Origin of the sequence: Palaeococcus ferrophilus DSM 13482 (assembly GCF_000966265.1) — an archaeon.
In the GTDB taxonomy this organism is placed as follows: Archaea; Methanobacteriota_B; Thermococci; order Thermococcales; family Thermococcaceae; genus Palaeococcus; species Palaeococcus ferrophilus.
In genome coordinates, this window is the sequence record NZ_LANF01000019.1 from 215,179 (window position 1) to 234,123 (window position 18,945).

General features: G+C 54.6%; 19 protein-coding genes. 8 read left to right on the forward strand and 11 right to left on the reverse strand.

The window, feature by feature from the left end:
- Positions 1-4: 4 nt before the first annotated feature.
- A complete protein-coding gene (gene mtnA / locus PFER_RS10980) occupies positions 5-1,072 on the reverse strand; it encodes an S-methyl-5-thioribose-1-phosphate isomerase (protein ID WP_048152262.1) in 1,068 nt (355 codons plus the stop codon).
- Between the two features lie 314 nt (positions 1,073-1,386).
- Between mtnA and PFER_RS10985 the strand changes: the two genes are divergently transcribed.
- Positions 1,387-2,574: a cell wall-binding repeat-containing protein gene (locus PFER_RS10985; protein ID WP_048152265.1), complete on the forward strand. Its 1,188-nt coding sequence runs from the start codon at positions 1,387-1,389 to the stop codon at positions 2,572-2,574.
- Positions 2,575-2,588: 14 nt separating this feature from the next.
- Here PFER_RS10985 and PFER_RS10990 read toward each other — a convergent pair whose 3' ends face one another.
- From PFER_RS10990 to PFER_RS11000, 3 genes are all read right to left on the reverse strand, one after another.
- Complete coding sequence (locus PFER_RS10990; RefSeq protein ID WP_048152267.1) at positions 2,589-3,641, reverse strand: M20/M25/M40 family metallo-hydrolase; 1,053 nt, start codon at positions 3,639-3,641, stop codon at positions 2,589-2,591.
- Positions 3,642-3,748: 107 nt separating this feature from the next.
- The gene (locus PFER_RS12240; RefSeq protein ID WP_048152269.1) at positions 3,749-4,477 is read right to left on the reverse strand and encodes a cytochrome c biogenesis protein; all 729 of its coding nucleotides are present in this window, start codon (positions 4,475-4,477) and stop codon (positions 3,749-3,751) included.
- Positions 4,478-4,699: 222 nt separating this feature from the next.
- A complete protein-coding gene (locus PFER_RS11000) occupies positions 4,700-5,044 on the reverse strand; it encodes a hypothetical protein (RefSeq protein WP_048152272.1) in 345 nt (114 codons plus the stop codon).
- A 153-nt stretch (positions 5,045-5,197) separates the two neighbouring features.
- On the opposite strand from PFER_RS11000, the gene PFER_RS11005 reads away from it, so the two are divergent.
- The 6 genes from PFER_RS11005 (at position 5,198) to PFER_RS11030 (ending at position 10,895) form a co-directional block, all read left to right on the forward strand.
- Positions 5,198-5,842, forward strand: coding sequence for a class I SAM-dependent methyltransferase (locus PFER_RS11005; RefSeq protein ID WP_048152276.1), 645 nt, complete (start codon positions 5,198-5,200; stop codon positions 5,840-5,842).
- Positions 5,814-6,935, forward strand: a complete 1,122-nt coding sequence (locus tag PFER_RS11010) for an ABC transporter permease (RefSeq protein WP_048152280.1) — start codon at positions 5,814-5,816, stop codon at positions 6,933-6,935. Before PFER_RS11005 ends, PFER_RS11010 begins: the two co-directional genes overlap by 29 nt.
- Positions 6,928-7,668 carry an ABC transporter ATP-binding protein gene (locus PFER_RS11015; RefSeq protein WP_048152283.1) on the forward strand — a complete coding sequence of 247 codons (741 nt, stop codon included), beginning with the start codon at positions 6,928-6,930 and terminating at the stop codon, positions 7,666-7,668. The genes PFER_RS11010 and PFER_RS11015 overlap by 8 nt, the downstream gene beginning before the upstream one ends.
- 163 nt (positions 7,669-7,831) lie before the next feature.
- Complete coding sequence (locus tag PFER_RS11020) at positions 7,832-9,013, forward strand: PLP-dependent cysteine synthase family protein (protein WP_245612555.1); 1,182 nt, start codon at positions 7,832-7,834, stop codon at positions 9,011-9,013.
- Positions 9,010-10,167: a cystathionine gamma-synthase gene (locus tag PFER_RS11025; RefSeq protein ID WP_048152288.1), complete on the forward strand. Its 1,158-nt coding sequence runs from the start codon at positions 9,010-9,012 to the stop codon at positions 10,165-10,167. The genes PFER_RS11020 and PFER_RS11025 overlap by 4 nt, the downstream gene beginning before the upstream one ends.
- A complete protein-coding gene (locus PFER_RS11030) occupies positions 10,164-10,895 on the forward strand; it encodes a class I SAM-dependent methyltransferase (protein ID WP_048152291.1) in 732 nt (243 codons plus the stop codon). The genes PFER_RS11025 and PFER_RS11030 overlap by 4 nt, the downstream gene beginning before the upstream one ends.
- Positions 10,896-10,993: 98 nt before the next feature.
- Here PFER_RS11030 and PFER_RS11035 read toward each other — a convergent pair whose 3' ends face one another.
- Positions 10,994-11,440 (reverse strand): hypothetical protein, encoded by a 447-nt coding sequence (locus PFER_RS11035; protein WP_052696238.1) that lies wholly within the window; start codon positions 11,438-11,440, stop codon positions 10,994-10,996.
- A gap of 135 nt (positions 11,441-11,575) precedes the next feature.
- Here PFER_RS11035 and PFER_RS11040 point away from each other — a divergent pair, with 135 nt between their 5' ends.
- Positions 11,576-11,905, forward strand: a complete 330-nt coding sequence (locus tag PFER_RS11040) for a winged helix-turn-helix domain-containing protein (protein WP_048152294.1) — start codon at positions 11,576-11,578, stop codon at positions 11,903-11,905.
- A 125-nt stretch (positions 11,906-12,030) separates the two neighbouring features.
- On the opposite strand, the gene PFER_RS11045 is transcribed toward PFER_RS11040, so the two are convergent.
- The 6 genes from PFER_RS11045 to PFER_RS11070 form a co-directional block, all read right to left on the reverse strand.
- Positions 12,031-12,339: an SHOCT domain-containing protein gene (locus PFER_RS11045; RefSeq protein WP_052696239.1), complete on the reverse strand. Its 309-nt coding sequence runs from the start codon at positions 12,337-12,339 to the stop codon at positions 12,031-12,033.
- Positions 12,340-12,436: 97 nt separating this feature from the next.
- A complete protein-coding gene (locus PFER_RS11050; protein WP_211255085.1) occupies positions 12,437-14,593 on the reverse strand; it encodes a heavy metal translocating P-type ATPase in 2,157 nt (718 codons plus the stop codon).
- A gap of 109 nt (positions 14,594-14,702) precedes the next feature.
- Positions 14,703-15,269, reverse strand: coding sequence for a hypothetical protein (locus PFER_RS11055; RefSeq protein WP_048152300.1), 567 nt, complete (start codon positions 15,267-15,269; stop codon positions 14,703-14,705).
- Positions 15,270-15,274: 5 nt separating this feature from the next.
- Positions 15,275-16,012 carry a PP2C family protein-serine/threonine phosphatase gene (locus PFER_RS11060; protein WP_048152303.1) on the reverse strand — a complete coding sequence of 246 codons (738 nt, stop codon included), beginning with the start codon at positions 16,010-16,012 and terminating at the stop codon, positions 15,275-15,277.
- Positions 16,009-17,190 carry an ATP-binding protein gene (locus PFER_RS11065; RefSeq protein ID WP_048152306.1) on the reverse strand — a complete coding sequence of 394 codons (1,182 nt, stop codon included), beginning with the start codon at positions 17,188-17,190 and terminating at the stop codon, positions 16,009-16,011. The genes PFER_RS11060 and PFER_RS11065 overlap by 4 nt, the downstream gene beginning before the upstream one ends.
- A gap of 2 nt (positions 17,191-17,192) precedes the next feature.
- Positions 17,193-18,902, reverse strand: a complete 1,710-nt coding sequence (locus PFER_RS11070; protein ID WP_245612565.1) for a serine/threonine-protein kinase — start codon at positions 18,900-18,902, stop codon at positions 17,193-17,195.
- Positions 18,903-18,945 lie beyond the last annotated feature (43 nt).

Genomic DNA, 18,945 nt, shown 5'->3' on the forward strand with positions numbered 1-18,945 from the left:
CTTTTCATTCTTTGAACAATTTTTTCAGATTCCTTTCGAAGGGCGGCCACACTACACCTTGGTCGGTGATTATCCCGGTCAGGTACTTGTGGGGTGTCACGTCAAAGGCGGGGTTGTAAACGTCCACATCTGGAGCTATCTTGCAGCCGCCGCAGGTGAGAACCTCCTCGGGCTTGCGCTCCTCTATGGGTATCTCCTTCCCGCTCTTGAGGCTCATGTCTATCGTCGAGAGCGGCGCGACCGTGAAGAAGGGAATCCCGTGCTCCCTCGCGAGAACCGCCAGGCTGTACGTCCCTATCTTGTTGGCGAAGTCTCCGTTGGCAACTATCCTGTCGGCGCCGACGATGATGGCATCGACTTTACCCTGTTGCATCACGAAGCCCGCCATGTTATCGCTTATGAGCTTTAGGAGAATGCCGTCGTAGTGGTACTCCCAGGCTGAGAGTCTCGCGCCCTGGAGGACGGGTCTCGTCTCGTCCACCCAGAGGAGCTTCAGCGTTCCATCGCGGTGCATGACCCTCAGAACTGCACCGACGGTTCCGAGCTGAACCGTTGCAAGGCTTCCCGCGTTGCAGTGGGTTAGAACGTTCCCCTCAGGGAGAACCTCGGCACCGTAGTGACCCATCCTGAGGTTAGCTTCCACATCTTCGTCCGCTATCTTCCCCGCTTCCGCGACTATGAGCCTCTTTATCTCGTCGAGGTTGTCTTCCATATGCTCCTCTACGAGACCCTTTATCCTGTTGAGCGCCCAGAAGAGGTTCACCGCTGTAGGTCTCGTGTTCTTGAGCCTCTCGTAGGCCGAATAAAACCCATCCATGAACTCGTCCTTTGTTTTAGCGTTGGAAGTGTCCGCGTAGAGGGCCAATCCAAAGGCGGCAGCGGCACCTATCGCCGGAGCACCGCGAACCTTCATGGTAATGATAGCCTCGGCGACCTCATCGATGGTTCTGAGCTCTATCGTCTTAAACTCTCTCGGGAGGAGGGTCTGGTCGATCATGACAACCCTTCCCCTCTCGTAGGTCACGCTCCTCGGGAGCCTCGTGAGTTCCTCGGGCCTGTACCTCATCTCCATGAGCATCACCCCAAAGATGTTGGGGTTGGCCCTTAAAATCCGTTCGGTCAGGTTATCTCACTCGGAACCATCATGCCTAGGGAGAGAACGGTTTTGTTCCGTCCGTAACCGTTGTTTAACGCCCGGAACCCCTAAAAGCTCCCATGAAATGCCTGATTTAACGAAGATAAACGGTTAAAAACATTTTTTAACGTTCTTCCGGCAAAAACGGAAGATGCTGCCTTCTCTGTGAACAATCAGTAATTTACGCAAACGATTTCGTGAAAAAAGCTTAAATAGGACTTTTTCACTACATAATAGCGAGGTGATGTGGTATGATGTGGAAGAAAGTCCTGGCTAGCCTCTTTGGAGTGCTGCTCTTGGCCGGGATTGTGCCCCTAATAAGTGCCGAGGAGAATAACACCGTTGACCTCAGCATGGTAATCCTCGTCAGCGACAACGAGGCGGACTCAGCGCTGGCGGAGAAGATAGCGGAGAGCCTTAACGTCTCGATTGTTGTGACCCCCTGGGGCGTCTACGACCCCAACGTGACGTCGGAGATAGCGAGCTACGCTCCGGATAAGGTGCTCATCATAGGCGGCCCTGCGGCGGTTCCAAAGCTCTACGAGGACGACCTCGTGAGCCTCAACATAAGCTACGCGAGGGTCTGGGGCAAAGACCGCTACGGAACCAACGCGCAGGCCCTTGAGTACCTCGTTAAGAACTACCCCGAGCTCATGAAGAACGTCAAAATCGTCATCGCCCACGGCCGCGACCTTGGAGCGATAAAGGACATAGAGAACAGGAGCAACGTCTTTCCGATATACGTGGATAACGGTCATGAGAACCAGACGGACCTCCTCGGAATAATAAAGGTCTCGGGCGTTGTGATAATAAAAACCCCGATTTCGGGCAACATTACGGAGCGCATAAGGGAGCGCGTCAGGGAGAGGGCCGAGAACGTTACGGAGGTCGAGGAGAACATAACGGCGGAGGTTGCGTGGGAGGCCATTGAAATCGCCCAGAACAAGACTGCCCTTGCAGAGAGCATGGTGGAGAACGCGACCATCCCAGCCGCGCCAAAGCTCCTTGAGCTCGCCAAGAAGGAGCTTGACAGGGCCCTTGAGGCCTACAACGAGAGCAACTATGGAAAAGCCTACGGCCAGGCAATGGCCGCCAAGGTGCACGCCGAGGCTGTGATAAGGATGAGCACCGAGAAGTTCAGCGAGAAGTTCAGGAACAACCTTGAGGTCAGGGCGAAGGTCGAGATAGCCAAGGTCGAGCGCATGGTGGAGCGCTTCGGTGAGATGGGCTTCAACGTAACAGCTGCCAACGAGACCCTCCAGCAGGCCAAAGCCGCTTACGATGGGGGCAGGTACGGCGAGGCCTACTCACTGGCCAAGGAAGCGGAGGACATGCTCAGGGGTCTCATCCATGAGAAGAAGCTCGAGATCAGGGAGAAAATGAGGGAGAAGATAAAAGAACGGATCCAGAGGGGCCGAAGGCATGGACAGAGGCCGTGAGCCCTATTTTTCTTCTAACTTTTGCCGTAGAGTTCGTTCAATGCCATGAGAAACTCGCTCGCCGTTACTATGTCCCTCACGTCAATGTGCTCGTTTTTCGTGTGTGATATGTCGAGGTTCCCGGGCCCAAAGACTATGGTTCTGGTTCCGTTGTACATGAAGTTTATCGCATCCGTCCAGCTCCTCATTCCGCCGAACTCGTCTATGTCCGTTATCTCCATCGCCCTCTTCGCCAGCTGGACTATCTCCTCGTCCTCCTCAAGCTCGTAGCCATCCCATATCTCCGTGTACTCGTAGCTGAGCGTGTACTCATCCAGTATGGGGTCGAGGAGGTCGAGTATGTCCTCCACCTCCTGGTCCGGAAGGAGCCTCGCCTCAAGCCTTCCCCTGCAGAGGGCGGGGATGAGGTAGACGGGATTCTCGCATATGAGCTCCTGGATGCCTATGTGGGGGTCGAAGTACTTTCCACTCCTCTTAAAGGGTTCCAGGTTCTTCAGTTCGGTTACCATCTTGTAGGTCTCCTCTATTGCGTTGATGCCGCTCTCGGGGCACGCTCCATGCGCTTCCTTGCCGTCCACCTCAAAGTAGGCCTCTATGTTGCCGGCGTGGGCGATGTGGACTTCCAGATCCGTCGGTTCGAGAACTACGGCCATCTTGGGCTTGTAGCGCTCCATGAAGAGGGCGCTTCCCTTCCCGCCGTGCTCCTCGTCGCTGACGAAGACAACACCAACGTTCAGCTCCTGATTGAGCTTCTTGATGTTCTCCATCATGAGGAGTATTGCTGCCGCTCCGCCCTTTATGTCGCTCGCGCCGGTTCCGTAGACTATGTTGCCCCTCACGAAGGGCTCCGTCCTGACGGGGATTGTGTCAATGTGCACCTCGAAGAAGAGCTCCGCGTCCGGATTAACGACAAGGTCAATTATCTCGCCGTCGCTCTCGATGTGAACGTCGTAGTCGAGTTTGTGGAGGAATTCCATGATGTGGAGCGCTACCCTGTCCTCATGGCCCGAAGGCGAGGGTATTTTGAGGAGATTAACAAGAACCTCCTTGGCCCTTTCAGCTTTCATTTGGGTCACCTAATTCATGTGCACCCTTCACGTTTATTAAACTGTTGGGGTATCAAGCACTGACCTTCTCCCCGCCTGAAGGACGAGACTCGCTAAAAGGAATAATGTCAGAGTATAAACAAAAGAGCATAAAGGATACTCACGAGCACGAGCACCACACCCATAACCAGGTTTCCTCTTCCGCTCATTGAAGAGAGCCTGTCAACGGCACTCCCCAGTTTGGCATATTTCGCCCCGTAGTGGAACCCCAGGGTCACAAGGGCAAAGGGCAGTACGGAGATTCCCACGAAGACTATGAGAAGTGCGGTGGTTGTGCTTGCAGAGAACCCTCCAGAAAGGAGGGAGCTGACCAGCAGGTACGAGGGGAGGACACAGGATAGTGAGAGGAACGCCATGACGCTTCCTATTACGAATGCTGCAGGAGGGGACGTTGCTTTTTCCAGAATTCGGTTGCTCTTCTCCCTCAGGGGACTGGAAATGGAGAGTGCCACGTATCCCAAAGCGGAAAGTATTTTGTAAATGCCAACGGTGACCCCAAAGGCCACCACAAAGTACCTCAGGAAAGGTATTTTAGAGTGCAGATTCATGAGGGCGACAGCAATAACAGAATAACCTAAAAACGCGCCGAGTGTGAAGGCAAAGCCTACCCTGAGAACCCTTCTCTCATCTGTCAGGGCTATCATCGAGAGGAGGAAAATTATCATTAGAAAGATTGAGGGGCGGAGGGCGTTTAGAACACCGAGGGCCACCACAGAGAGCGTGACACCGGTGAACTCAGCAATATTCTGAGCTCCTAATGGTATTTCTCCGGCTGCCACTGTTAGCACCGCATCCATCGCCTCCACCTCAAGGGATAGTTATGAACAGAGACCATAGTTGAATCAGTTTTCTCCCATTTAACCTTACCCCCTTCTAAATGAACATAAAAACGTGAAAACGCTTTCCAAACTCATAAACCCAGTCCATTATGGTCATGAATATTGAAAGTGATGTTCAAAAAACAGCAACACTATTCACGATGACTTGAAATCAAAAGTAAGGGGAGGAAAAATACTCCATCAACTCTCGTCCTCGATGCCCATTGCCTTCTCGCAGGCCTCGTGCATTTCTGCCCAGTTGTTGCCCATGTACTGGTTCATGTAGGGCTCCATCTCCTCGTGGATCTCGGTGAAGTTGCCGCTCGCCATGTAATCCTGCATCTGCTCGTACATCTCGTCGTCCATCATGCCGCGCATGCCGTAGCCCATCATTCCCATGCCCATTCCATGGCCGCCCATTGGGCCAAAGCCCCAGCGCGAACCGGTCTTTTCTCCTACGTCAAACCCGCCACTGTGGGCCATCCCAAGGGGGACAGCAACGAGTACTCCGACTATGAGCCCTATAAACAGGGACTTCCATTCCACTTCGCATCACCTCTTATACTGCTTCCATTGATATGTTGGGGAATAAAGGCTAATAGGCTTATTATTTACAAAGTGAGAACGCGTAAATGGATATTTTTCTGGAGTGAAAGGATAAATGCCATCAGTAATTTGCACGAAGGAACAGTGATGAAAATGTCAAAAACTGCCAAAAAATACGATAGGTTTTCTTGGATATACGACTCTTTTGAGGGACTCGCTGAAAGGAGGGCTTTCTCAAAGTACAGAAGAAAGGCCCTCCGCCTAGCAGAAGGCAAAGTCCTCGAGGTGGGGGTGGGAACCGGAAAGAACCTGCCGTACTACCCCCGGGGGGTGGAGGTTGTAGGTATAGACTTCAGTAGGGGAATGCTGGAGAAGGCTGAGAGGAAGGTAGAAAGACTCGGCTTGGAAAACGTTATGCTTTTACACATGGACGCTCAGAGCCTCGAGTTTGAGGACAACACCTTTGACACCGCCGTGAGTACATTCGTCTTCTGCACAGTACCCGATCCTGTTAAGGGCCTGAAGGAGGTATACAGGGTTCTAAAACCTGGAGGGAAGGCGATATTCCTCGAACACATGAAGAGCGGCTCAGGACTGTTAAACATTTCCCTCTACATGATGGAGCCTTTCACACGGGCGCTCCTGGGGACCTCAATGCTCAGGGAGACCCAGAAGAACATCGAGAGGGCCGGGTTCCAAATAGAGAAGGTGGAGAACCTGTTTTTTGACATTGTGAGGCTGATAATTGCGAGGAAACCGGGTGGTGAATATGATAGCGAAGAAAAACCTGTTCCATGACAGGGGCAGGCTGGCGATGAGCGTGGCCGGTGTGGCCCTCTCGGTCACGCTGGTTATCATACTCCTTGGAGTCTACTACGGCATGACAACGCTTGGAACAAACTACATTGTACATACCGATGCCGATCTGTGGGTCGGGCAGGAGGGGATCCACGACCTCTGGCACACGTATTCCCTCCTCCCACGGGGCCTAAGTGACGAAATAAAAAGTGTGGACGGCGTCAAAGGCGTCCACGAGCTCATAGGGAGGGCCGTTCAGATAGAGGTCCCAAACACCGGCGCCAGGAAGACCGTCTACATAGTCGGCTTTGATCCCGCCAGCGGGGTCGGGGGTCCCTGGGACATTGTCAGGGGCACGGGGAAACCGCAGAGGGGCGAGGCCGTGGTTGATCAGGTGTTTTTTACGAGGAACGGCCTTAAACTCGGCCAGACGCTTAAGATTGGGAACAAGGAGCTGGAGATAGTCGGCGTTTCAAAGGGGACGTTCGCGGTGGTCTATCCCTACATCTTCGTGACAACCGAGGACGCGGCGGAGATATTCGGCACCACGCAGTACGTGAACTACTACCTCGTCCAGCTCTCCGGCGAGAGGCCGGCCGACGGGGTGATCAGTGACATCACCGAAAGGCTGGCAGAGAGGAGTGTAGCGGTCGAGATACTGACGAAGGAGCGGTTCATCCAGAACCATAAAGATGTGATAAACGAGAGCTTCAACTCGATACTCTTCCCGCTGGTGTTCATAGGCTTCATAATCGGGGCGGCGGTCATAGGCCTTACACTCTACACCATGACGATGGAGAAGATGAGAGAGTACGCAATACTGAAGGCAATTGGGGCCCAGAACAGCTTCCTGAGGAGGATAGTATTTGAACAAGCGGCCATCATAACCATGCTGGGCTTTATAGCCGGCATCAGCCTCTCCCTGCTCGCCACGGCCCTTGTGCCAAGGTTCGCCCCGGAGTTCTTCGTTGAGATGAACCCCACGACAGTGGGCGTAACGTTCGCGGCAGTCCTGCTCATGGGGCTGACCGCGCCGCTGGTCCCGATAAGGAGGCTCAACAGAGTCGACCCGGTGGTGGTATTCAATGCCTGAGGCCATCCTGAGGGCAAAGAACATTACAAAGGTGTACGGCTCGGGCAGAACCGCCGTGAGGGCCGTTGATAACGTGTCCCTTATCCTCAAGAGGGGCGAGGTGGTACTCCTCATGGGGCCGTCCGGTTCGGGGAAGACGACGCTCCTCACCATGCTCAGCGGGCTCCTAAGGCCGACCTCCGGGAGCATAGAGCTGTACCCGCCAGAAAACCCCAAAAGGACCATAGAACTAACGGGGCTAACACGGGATGCACTTGCAAGGCTCAGGCGGGAGAGGATGGGCTTCATCTTCCAGCACTCCAACCTGCTTGAGGCACTGACCGCTGTGGAGAACGTCATGGTGCCCCTGCTGATCAAGGGCGTAAAAAAGGTGGAGGCAAGGGAGGGGGCCGAGCGCCTCCTGGTGGAGCTGGGCATGGAGGACAGACTTGACAGCAGGCCCTCCGAGCTTTCCGGGGGTGAGCAACAGCGCGTTGCAATAGCGAGGGCCCTGATAACCGACCCGGACATCATAATAGCCGACGAGCCCACGGCAAACCTGGACTCCAAAAACGGAAAGGAGGTCATAAAACTCATCCACGAGAAGGCAAAGAACGGGGGCAAGTGCGTGATGATAGCCACCCACGACCCGAGGATACTCGGCTTCGCGGACAGGATACTCTATATGGAAGACGGAAAGATATACCTGAAGGACAGAGGACAGGCTGAAAAGTTGCTGGTTTTTAAGGGATAGATACGCGGGCATATAAGGGGACAGCTCCCAGCCCCATTTATGTCCATAACCATTTATTATAAACCTATTGTTAAACTGGCGTTTGTAAGTCCTGTTCTCCAAAAAAGAAGCCTTGCCGTAATCGAAAGATATATATGCATCTTTATTCAAGAATGGGCAGGTGATGGGCAAAATGATAGAAGATTATACAAAAATGGGTATTCATAATGACATTGTGCAGACGATAGGCAACACTCCCCTGGTGAGACTCAGGAAGATGGAGAGGTACTTCAACCTTAGAAACGAACTGTATGCCAAGGTGGAGTTCTTCAACCCAGGGGGTAGCATAAAGGACAGGATAGGTAAGTACATGATCGAGGGAGCGAAGAGGGAGGGTAAAATCGTCGAGGGCGGCGTTATAGTGGAGCCGACCTCAGGAAACACCGGTGTAGGCCTCGCACTGGTGGCAGCGGATGAGGGCTACATGACGGTCTTCACGATGCCGGACAAGATGAGCACCGAGAAGGAGCTCCTCCTTAAGGCACTAGGAGCGTTCGTCATAAGAACTCCAACGGCCGTTGCCCCAAGTGATCCGAACTCATACTACAGGGTGGCCGAGGCCGTGAGGAACCTCATCTGGAAGAAGGGGAGGTCCATCAGCAGGGAGGAGCTCGGGGAGATAGTCAAGTACGTCCAGCGGCTCGTTGATGAGGAAAGGCTCGACGAGCTCAGGGCGATCCTTGAGGAGGAAGTTGAGGAAACCCCCTACGCCTACATCCCCAACCAGTACTTCAACAAATACAACCCCCTGGCACACTACGAAACCACAGCGAGGGAGATATGGGAACAGACCGGAGGGGAGATGAATTACCTTTTCGCAGGAATAGGCACCGGCGGGACGATAACCGGGATCGGGCGCTATCTAAAGGAGAGGAAGAAAGATGTAAGGATAATAGGCGTTGACCCGGTAGGCTCCATATACAGCCTTGTTAAGGGTGGAATGAGCCTTGAAGAAGCCCTCAAGAAGGCCCACCCCTACCTCGTCGAGGGAATAGGCGAAGACATCCTTCCGGAGACCGTTGACCTGAGCCTCGTCGATGGCATGGTGGTCGTCAACGACCAGGAGGCCTTTGCGATGACTCGATTCCTCGCGAGGAAGGAGGGAATCCTCGCGGGAGGCTCTTCGGGAGCAGCTCTCTATGGAACTATAAAGTACCTCAAAGAAAATGGTGTTGAGGGCAAGAAGGCCGTCGTGATATTCCCGGATACGGGAAGAAACTACCTGACGAAGATCTTCAACGATGAATGGATGCTGGAGAACGGCTTCGAGATTGACGATGAAAAGGTTCTGGAGGTGCTGAGATGAGGTTCTCAACCAGGGCAATCCACGTCGGCGAAGAGCCGGAGAGAATGCAATACGGCGATGTGGTATCACCGATCCACCTCTCAACAACCTTTGCAAAGAAGAGCATAAAGGAGGTTGAAGAGGACTACGTCTACTCGAGGAGCGGCAATCCAACGAGGGACGGTCTTGAGAGAAAGTTAGCGGCGCTTGAGAACGCAAAGTACGGACTCGCCTTCTCTTCCGGACTTGCAGCCGAGTCAACGGTGCTCCTGGCGCTGTTAAAGAGAGGGGACCACGTTATAGCGTTCGATGACCTCTACGGCGGCACTAAAAGGCTCTTCAACCAGGTGATGGAGCGCTTTGGACTTGAGTTCACCTACGTCGATGCAAGAAATCCAGAGAACGTTAGAAAGGCAATAAGAGAAAATACGCGGATGATCTGGCTCGAAACCCCCACGAACCCGCTCCTGAAGCTTGCAGACATAAAGGCGATAGCCGAGATCGCCCACGAGGGGGACATCATACTGGTAGTGGACAACACCTTCGCGAGCCCCTACTTCCAGAACCCCCTTGACCTCGGAGCGGATATAACCCTCCACAGCGTCACCAAGTACCTCGGCGGGCACTCGGATGTCGTCGGTGGGGCGGTTATGGTAAACGATGGTGAGCTCTATGAAAAGCTCAGGTTCCACCAGAACGCGGTTGGAGCTGTTCTTTCGCCCTTTGACTCCTGGCTGGTCATGAGGGGCATCAAAACCCTCGCCATCAGGATGGAGAGGCACGAGAAGAACGCCATGGCAATAGCGGAGTACCTCGAAGGGCACCCGCTGGTTGAGAGGGTCTACTATCCTGGATTGCCCTCACACCCGCAGCACGAGCTCGCGAAGAGACAGATGCGCGGCTTCGGCGGAATGCTCTCCTTTGAGCTCAAAGGCGGCCTTGAGGAGGCGGTGAGGTTCGTGGAGAGCCTTGAGATATTCGCTCTGGCGGAGAGCCTCGGAGGTGTCGAGTCGCTCATAGAGCTGCCGGCGATCATGACGCACGCCTCTGTCCCCCGGGAAGAGAGGGAGAAGGTGGGAATAAAAGACTCGCTCATCAGGGTCTCGGTGGGGATAGAGGACGTTGAAGACCTCATCGAAGACCTTGAGAGGGGATTCCAGGCGGTGAGAGCATGATACCCGATATTGATGAGGTGCGGCTCTTCCTTCGGAGGCTGGGCTTTGAGGAAAGTTCACTCAGAGAGCTGATAGAGCAGATAGAATACTTTGAGACGGAGGCTCCCGAGAGGGACGACATCGTCAGGGACTACCTCAGGGACGAGTGCATAGAGCGGCTCGTGAAGGAGATAGTGAGGGAAATCCTGCGGCTGGGAAAGGGAAGGGTGAAGCTCCTCGACGTTGCCGCTGGCTCGGGTTTTTTCACCGAGGGGATCATGAGGAAGCTCGAGGAAAACGGAATCAGTGTGGAGGTTTACGGGCTGGACATAACGCCAAGCATGCTGAAGAGGCTTAGAGATAAGGGCATAACCCCAATCTGGGGCGTCGCCGAGAGAATCGGGGACTCGATACGGATAGCCAACGAGTACTACGGACTCGAAGTGCCGGAGAAGTTCGACATCGTGGTCTCCACACTGGCATTTCACCATTTCCTCAACCCGGAGGAGGTCCTGAGAAGCATCAAAGACGTCCTTGGGGAAGAGGGCAGGGCGATAATCGTTGATGTCCTCAAGCACAGCCATGAGGAGTTCAGGGAGGCCCTAAAGGACACCCACACCGGGTTCTCCCTAGAGGAAATTCAAGAGATGGGCTCAAAGGTGTTCCGTGAGATTGATGCCCGACCCCTTGGGCTCCACTGTGAGGTCAACGGTGTGATGGTCGGCCTCTACAAGGCGGTGTTCTTCTGAGACACTCCCCCAACGTTCCATTTTTTTAAAGGGGCTCTTTAAGTGCGAATTCTCGAGTTCTCTAACCTGCAAAAACCTGCCGGAGAATAAAAAATAAGTCAGGCGAGCCTGAGGAAGCCCACCACGCGGCCGTCCTTGAGGAGCTGAACCCTGGTGCCCCACATTCCCTGGACGTAGGTTCCAATTTCAACCTCATTCAGGTCAACGTCCTCCCAGAGCTGGCCGGCTATCTGGCCGTTGATGATTATCGGTATCCTGACCGGCCCCCAGAAGTTCTGCCACGGAGTTCCCTTCGAGGCGTTCTGGAGTGCCTCTTTGGCCCTGGACTTTATCTCCTCAAAGCTGGCGCCCATTCCTGACATGGGCCCCATGCCGCCCATTCCCTGGAACATGCCCATCCTGCAGCCGCCCATCGGGCCACCGTAGGCCCCAGGCATCATGTCCATCTCGGGCCCCATATCCATAGCCTCCTCCGGCATCTCCATACCCCACATTCTTCCGAACCTTCTCATCATGTGCATCCACCTCGGCATTCCAAACCTCATTCACACCACCTCCACTGTATCTTCGTTTTAGAATATCACAAAAGTATTTATAAAGTTTTCTGTTATATTATTGTTAAAGCACAGGTAAACAGATAGAATTATAAAGGTTGGGAGATAAGTGGCTACGGTGATAGAATGCCAAGATGGATGCGATGCGACCCTTCAAACATGAGGGCATTTACGGCGATGCTGAAGTCCCTACTATCGGAGCCCAGGAGGAGTATTATACGGGCTCTCGCGGACGGCGTTAAGGGTACGAACGATATCTACATCGAACTCCAGAGAAACGGCTTTCACATGCCCCGGTCAACGCTTTACTACCACCTTTCCGCGCTCCAGAAAGCCGGAATAATTGAAATGGTCGGTTACAGGGAGCAGGGAGGTGGTGCACCGGAGAAGCTCTGGAAGCTCAAAGTGAGGAGAATAGGCGTGGATTTAGTTACCGGGGATGTGTTCAGGGAGTAGTGGCCTATTCTCCCCTGAAGAAGAGGGCTTCTAAAAAGGAAGGGTTAATCCCGTTCGTTCAAACTAAGGGGTGTACCTATTGTTATGTCTTAGATATGGCCAAAAAAGAATGGATAAAGGGAGATTCACTCCTCAAGTATCTTCCGCCTTCTCCTCTCGTACTCCTCGTCGTCTATCTCACCGCGAGCGTACGCCTCGTCGAGGAGCTCAAGGGCCCTCTCCTTCGATGTCGAGACCTTTGAACCCCCTGACCCCTGATTCAGGAGCCACTTGACGAGCCACACTATCCCGACTATTATCAGGACCCAGAAGATCAGCATGAAGAGCATGCCAAACCATCCAAACCAGCCGAATCCCATCATGTCGTGCCACCCCCACGTTCCTTCTCCAGCGTGAACCAAAAACCCGCTACTGCCAGTGCTTTCAAACATCATTTTCGTACCTCCAACTACTACTCAATAGGAACCGGTATAACCCTTATCCTTACCAGAATGGGAAGAGTAAGGGACAAAAATTCCAAAAATAAAAGTTTCAAGCCTTCAGGAACTTCGCGTTGATAGCCACTATCACCGTGCTCATGCTCATCAGCAGTGCTCCGAGGGCCGGACTGAGCAGTATCCCGTAGGAGTAGAGGGCTCCAGCGGCGAGAGGGATTGCGAAGGAGTTATAGCCAGTCGCCCACGCTAAATTCTGCACCATCTTCCCGTAGGTCTTCCTCGCGAGGTGTACCGCCGTTATCACATCCCTTGGGTCGTTCTTGACGAGGATTATGTCCGCGCTCTCTATTGCAACGTCGGTTCCAGCTCCGATGGCTATGCCCACATCGGCCTGTATCAAAGCCGGAGCATCGTTTATGCCGTCGCCGACCATTGCCGTTACCAACCCCTGGCTCTGGAGCTCCTTGACCTTCTCCGACTTCTGGTGGGGCAGAACCTCCGCAAAGAAGCCGTCCAGACCTAGTTCTTCAGCCACCCACTTCGCCACCTTGGCGTTGTCGCCGGTAAGCATGTAGGCCTTTATCCCCATCTCGTGGAGCCTCTTGACGGCTTCCCTTGACTCCGGCCTTATCCTGTCCGCCAGGGCCATCGCTCCGGCGAGCTTTCCATCAACCACCAGGAAAACCACCGTCTTTCCCTGCTCCAAAACCCTGTTCACGCGCTCGTCCTCTTTCCAGAGCCCGTTCTCCTTCAGGAAACCGGGGCTCACAACGAGGACTTCCCTTCCGTTGATAACTCCCTGAACGCCCTTGCCGGGAAGGACCTTTGACTCCTTCACGTCATAGGGCTTAAGGCCGAGCTCCCTGGCCTTTTCAACTACTCCCTGCGCTATCGGGTGGCTTGAATGCGATTCAAGCGCCGCGGCGTACTTCAGGATTTCCTCCTCACTAAGCTCGTCCAGCGGAATAACGTCCGTGACCTCGAACCTGCCCTCGGTCAGCGTCCCCGTCTTGTCGAAGACAACAACTTCAACGTCCTTAGCCCTCTCAAAGGCCTCCCTGTTCCTGATGAGGATCCCCTTCTCGGCGGAGATGGAAGTAGAGACCGAAACGACCAGCGGAACGGCCAGTCCTAAGGCATGGGGACACGTTATGACCATTACCGTCACCATTCTTTCCAGGGCAAAGACGAAGGGCTTTCCGAGGTAGAGCCACGTCCCGAGCGTTATACTGCCGGCTGTAATCGCTATCAGAGTGAGGTAGAATGCGGCCCTGTTGGCCAAATCCTGGGTTTTAGAGCGCGTCTCCTGGGCCTGTCTCACCAGTTCGACGACCTGCATGAGGTAGGTGTCCTTCCCCGTCTTCTCTATCCTGACCTTTATTGCGCCTTCGAGGTTTATCGAGCCGCCTATAACGGTATCACCGGGCTTTTTGTAGACGGGCTTCGACTCACCGGTGAGCATAGCCTCGTTCACGCTCGTTTCACCCTCGACGATGACGCCATCGGAGGGTATCTTCTCTCCGGGCTTGACGAGGACAATGTCACCTTTCTTCAGCTCGCTGACCGGGACGTCCTTTATTCCCTCCGGCGTCACGAGGTGGGCTTCCGTCGGCATGAGCTTTATGAGCTCCTCCAGCGCCCTCGAAGCACCGAGGACGGAGCGCATCTCGATGTAGTGCCCCACTAGCATGATGTCAATAAGCGTTGCCAGCTCCCAGTAGAAGGTCTTGCCCGGTACTCCGAAGGTCACCGCGACGCTGTAAGAGAAGGCAACCGTGATTGCCAGCCCTATCAGCGTCATCATTCCCGGGTTCCTCTTCCTCAGCTCGTCCTGCATCCCCTTGAGGAAAGGCCAGCCGCCGTAGAAGTAGACCACCGCCGAGAGGCCGAAGAGAACGTAGTGATCCCCGGGAAAGCTCAGCTCGAAGCCGAAGAAGTTCTGTATCAGCGGCGAGAGAAGGAGTATCGGAATCGTGAGTATCGAGGAAACGATGAACCTCCTCTTGAAGTCCTCCATCATCATCCTGTGGTGCTCCGCGTGGGAGTGCTTGTGCTCGCCATGTCCCCTGTGTTCGTGCTCCATGCCCCCATGTCCGGCGTGTTCTTCCATTCCTCCGCTTCCGTGGGCATGTTCGTGGTTTCCGGCCATCTGCATCTCATGCCCCTCGTGCTCCATATGTTCCATCTCAGAACCATCTCCATCATCGTGCATGTGTGCGTGCTCACGGTGCACGCTGTCTTCTTCTTTCATAACACATCACCCTCGTGACTTACTATTGTGCCAAGAATACTTAACCTTTTCCTGTACAAAAGAGAAAATTTGATGCACCAATTCTTCCAAATAATAAAAAAGAGAAAGGCTACCCCTTCATCATCTCCTCGATTTCCTTCAGCCTCTTTCCAGGTTCGAGCTCCTTCTCGGCCGAGGATGTCATCAGACCTTCCGCCATCTCTACCGTCTCGGCATCGAACTCTCCGGTGAGTATGCTCTCGCTCGTGAGGTCTATCATCGTGCTGAGGGCCTCCTCAAGGCTCTCGACCTTCCCCATTGCCTTCTCAAACTCCACCTGCATCTTTGCAACATCCTCCGCCCCCGGCCCTTCGGCTATGCTTTTGACAACGTCCTTGCTGAACCCTATGAACTCGGCCGAGACCTTAACGAGCTCCCTCTGTATCTCGGCCTCCTCCATGAGGAGAAGCAGCCTCTTTGCCTGCTTTATCCTCTGCTCCAGAGTCAGATACTTTACAGCGCTTCTCTTGAGAAGGGCCTCGTCCCCGAGTTTGGCAGCTTCCTTTCCCTGGAGAAAAATCTTGCGCTTCAGGTTCTCAAGGTTGTTTATGTACTGCTTCAGAGCCATCTTGGCCTTTCTCATCCGAATCTTCCGCTCTATCTCCTTCTCCTCCTTGGATTTCCAGAGCCTCACCATTAACACTACCCCCGTTTGAACACGATTACCGTGATGTTGTCTTCGGCGACTTTCAAAGCCTCCCCAACGAGCCGCTCCGCAGCCTCCTTCGGGCCACCCTGGGAGGCGAGTTCCGCTATCTCCCCGTCATCTAGGGTATCGTGAAGGCCGTCCGTGCTCAGGAGCAGGACGTCGGTCTCTTCAATTTCCCACACGTACGTATCAACCGCCAGCTCTATTCCCAGGGCCTTCGTCACGACGTGTCTCATCGGATGGGAGCGAACCTCCTCCTCCCATATAACGCCCCTTTCAAGCAGTTCCCCCACGATGGAGTGGTCCCTCGTCCTTGAGATCACCTTACCATCCCTTATCAGGTAGGCCCTGCTGTCGCCGGTGTTCGCTATCACTGCCGTGTCCTCCCTCACGAAGGCAGCCACCATCGTCGTGCCGGTCTTTCCTGGCTCTGGGGACATCTCCATTATCCGGCGGTGTGCGTCCTTGTAGGCCGTTTTCAGGAGCTCTTCAACTTCTCTCAGTGCAAACCCCTCGGTGTATTCCCTCTCAAACGTCTCCCGGAGCGTCTCCACCGCCGCCTTCGAGGCTATTTCTCCTCCCTCATGCCCCCCGAGGCCGTCCGCGACGGCAAGGAGGTACGCATTTCCAAGGGGCAGTATCAGAAGCGCGTCCTCGTTTTTCTCCCTCGGCCCCGGGTGTGAGATGCCCCACGCCCTATTCCCAACACCCGTTGAGATGACCCTGCTCATCCCCCGAACTCCTCCGCCCACTTCTCATACCTCTCGATGTCCCTCTTTGTTAACGGAGACTTGATCTTCCTGAACGCCTCCTCGAAGTCCCTCATCTCAAGCGGACGCGTTCTTAATGACCTCTTTCTCAGTTCCTCCAGGGGGAGGGAGGCGAGCTTGTGCAGATCCCTGTTTTCCTCGCGTATCATGTTCCACACCGCCTCCTGGCAGAGATTTCTCACGTCCCTGCCCGAGTACAGCCTTCTGACGCTCTCTTCGGCAATCGCGTCTAAATCGAGTCTCGAAACGTCCAGGCCCTTCGTATGTATCCGGACTATCGCCTTGACGGCCTCTTTATCGGGCAGGGGCACGTAGATCCTCTTGGGGAAGCGCGAGAGTACCGCCTCGTCTAGGTCCCACGGTGTGTTAGTCGCCGCTAGCGTGAGGACTAGCCTCTCACTCTCCCCTTCGTGGAACCCCTCAAGCTCGGTGAGGAGTGTGGAGAGCATCCTCCTCGTTGCCTCGCTTGTGTCGTTTGAGCGCCTCGTGGTGAGGGCGTCTATCTCGTCGAGGAACACTATGCTGGGTGCCTTCTCCCTCGCCACCTCGTAGAGTGCGGAGATTATCTTACTCGACTCACCAAAGTACTTGCTGAGGACGCTTGACGCCTTAACGTTGAAGAACGTCGCGTCCAGGCTTCCAGCGGCGGCCGAAGCTAGGAGGGTCTTCCCGGTTCCTGGCGGCCCAAAGAGAAGGATGCCCTTCCAGGGCTGGATTGAGGCGGGCTTTCTAAGGGCCGAGATGACCACGGTCTCCATCATGAGGAGCTTGACGTTATCAAGGCCCCCTATGTCGTCCCAGGTTACACGGGACTTCGACACAAGCCCCAGGACGTACTCCCTGAACTGGTCCTCTTCTTCCTTCTCCTGGGTAGTGCTCTTTCCTTCGGCCCCGACGATGGCTTTCCTGCCGTACTCCCCCCTCTCAATCTGACCGGCTACATCCTCCCACTTCTTGGCCTTCTTCAGGTACAGCTCCCCGTTGTAGGGCACGTGTTTGGCCAGCTGTCTGAGTATGGAGGCACAGCGGAGGGCGCTCTTCTTAGCCCTCTCCATGTTCCCAGCGGCAACGGCCTTCTCGAACTCCTTTTTGGCCCTCTCGAACTCCGTGAGGAGGGGCCCCGAGAGGTCAACAGGCATTTTCACACCTCCTTAAAGCCAAGTTTTACCCTGTGGACTATTATCTCGGCCTTCTCTATGAGTTCCTCGGGAACCTCCAGGCCGTTCTCAAGGCGCAGTTTCAGCTGCTCCCTCAGCTTCATAAGCTCCCTCCTTGTCTCGCCCCTTGCGTAGTGAACCAAGTCATCGGCGTACTTGAGCGCGTTCACGAGGTCGTTGAGCTTTAGATACAGGAGAAACAGCTCTCCGGCAAAGTACGCACTCCTCGAAAGGTCCCTAACCGAAACGCTCCTGCCGAGTTTTTCGCGGTAGCTGGTGCCGAGGAACTCTGCTATGTCCTTCTGGAGTTCTTCAACGCTCCCGTAGCGCTCCTCCTTTTTCTTCGCGAGGCACTTCATTACTACATGCTCAAGGGGCTTTGCTTCCGGGTTAAGCTGGCTCGGAGGAACGGGTTCCTCAAGGGTTATCTTTGAGGCCACCTCGACGAAGTCCTCGCCCTCGAAGGGTGGCCTTCCCGTGAGAAGCTCGTAGAGCACCGCTCCAATCTGCCATACGTCGGTCCTCTCGTCGGTGCCTCCGAAGCGGGAGCTTATCTGTTCCGGAGCGGCGTAGAGCGGCGTGAAGCTCACGGCCTGGGTGGTTCTGCTCTCCTTGAGGAGCTTGCTCAGCCCCCAGTCGCTCACCTTTGCCCTGCCGTTCTTGAGGAGGATGTTGCTGGGCTTGAGGTCGCGGTGGATGATACCCTTGGAGTGGGCGTACTTTATGCCCTCTGCAACGTCGAAGATGATTCTCGCGGCCCTCTCCGGATTTAGGGGCTTCTCGAGCTTGGCCAGCGAACTCTCACAGTACTCCATTTCCAAATAGGGAACTGGGAAGATGTTGTAGTCGTAGAGCTCGACTATGTTGGGGTGGCTGAGGAGGGACCAGTTCCGCACTTCCCGGAGGAATGCCTTTCCCCCCGCTTCAGTCAGGCTTATGGGTATCTTGAGGGCCACGACGCTTCCGTCTTCCCTCTCCGCCCTGTAAACCCTCGCAAAGCCGCCCTCACCTATTAGCTCGACGTTCTTATACCTCGCAAAGAGCTCCTCCAGCGGGGTGCGAGGCCCTTCCGCTGAATTTTTCGAACCTCCTTGTGCCGGAACGGGGACTGGAAGGGGAGTTTTGGGCTCCACCTTTGGCCTCTCGATTATCTCAGTGCTCACCTTAACTTTAGCACTCACAATTCCGGAGCGGGCGACAACCTTGGCGCTGACCTTTCCGGACCTCCTCGGGACCGCCCTCACGCTCTGGGAGACGTATTCACCTGGCCTCACACTCTTGAAGTAAATCCTCGTGGAGCTGAGGTCGAAGTGCCTTGAGAGGTCGCTGAGGTTTATCTCAACGTTTATCGTCCCCCTGAGCAGGTTCCTGAAGCCGACGTTGAGGGGTATCTCCTCGCCGGCGTGAACCTTCGGCGGAAGCTCGACTATCACTGACTTACGGAGAAGCTCCTTCATATCCTCTCTCGGAACCGGCGGAGCCGGTGGAACGGGTTTAGGATAGCGATACTTGTACCTTTTACTGGACTTCGAAACGTCTTTGAGCAGGTGCTTTATCAGGTGTCCAATCCACATGGCTATCACGATGAAAATTATAAACCCCGCGGCCCTCCCGAAGATGACGGAGATCAGCACTATAACTATGAAGAGCTTGACTATCCCTTCCAGGATGTCGTCATCGAACATATGGCCCATGTGCACGTCAATCCCTCCGTTCTCCCATGGTCACCATCTCTGG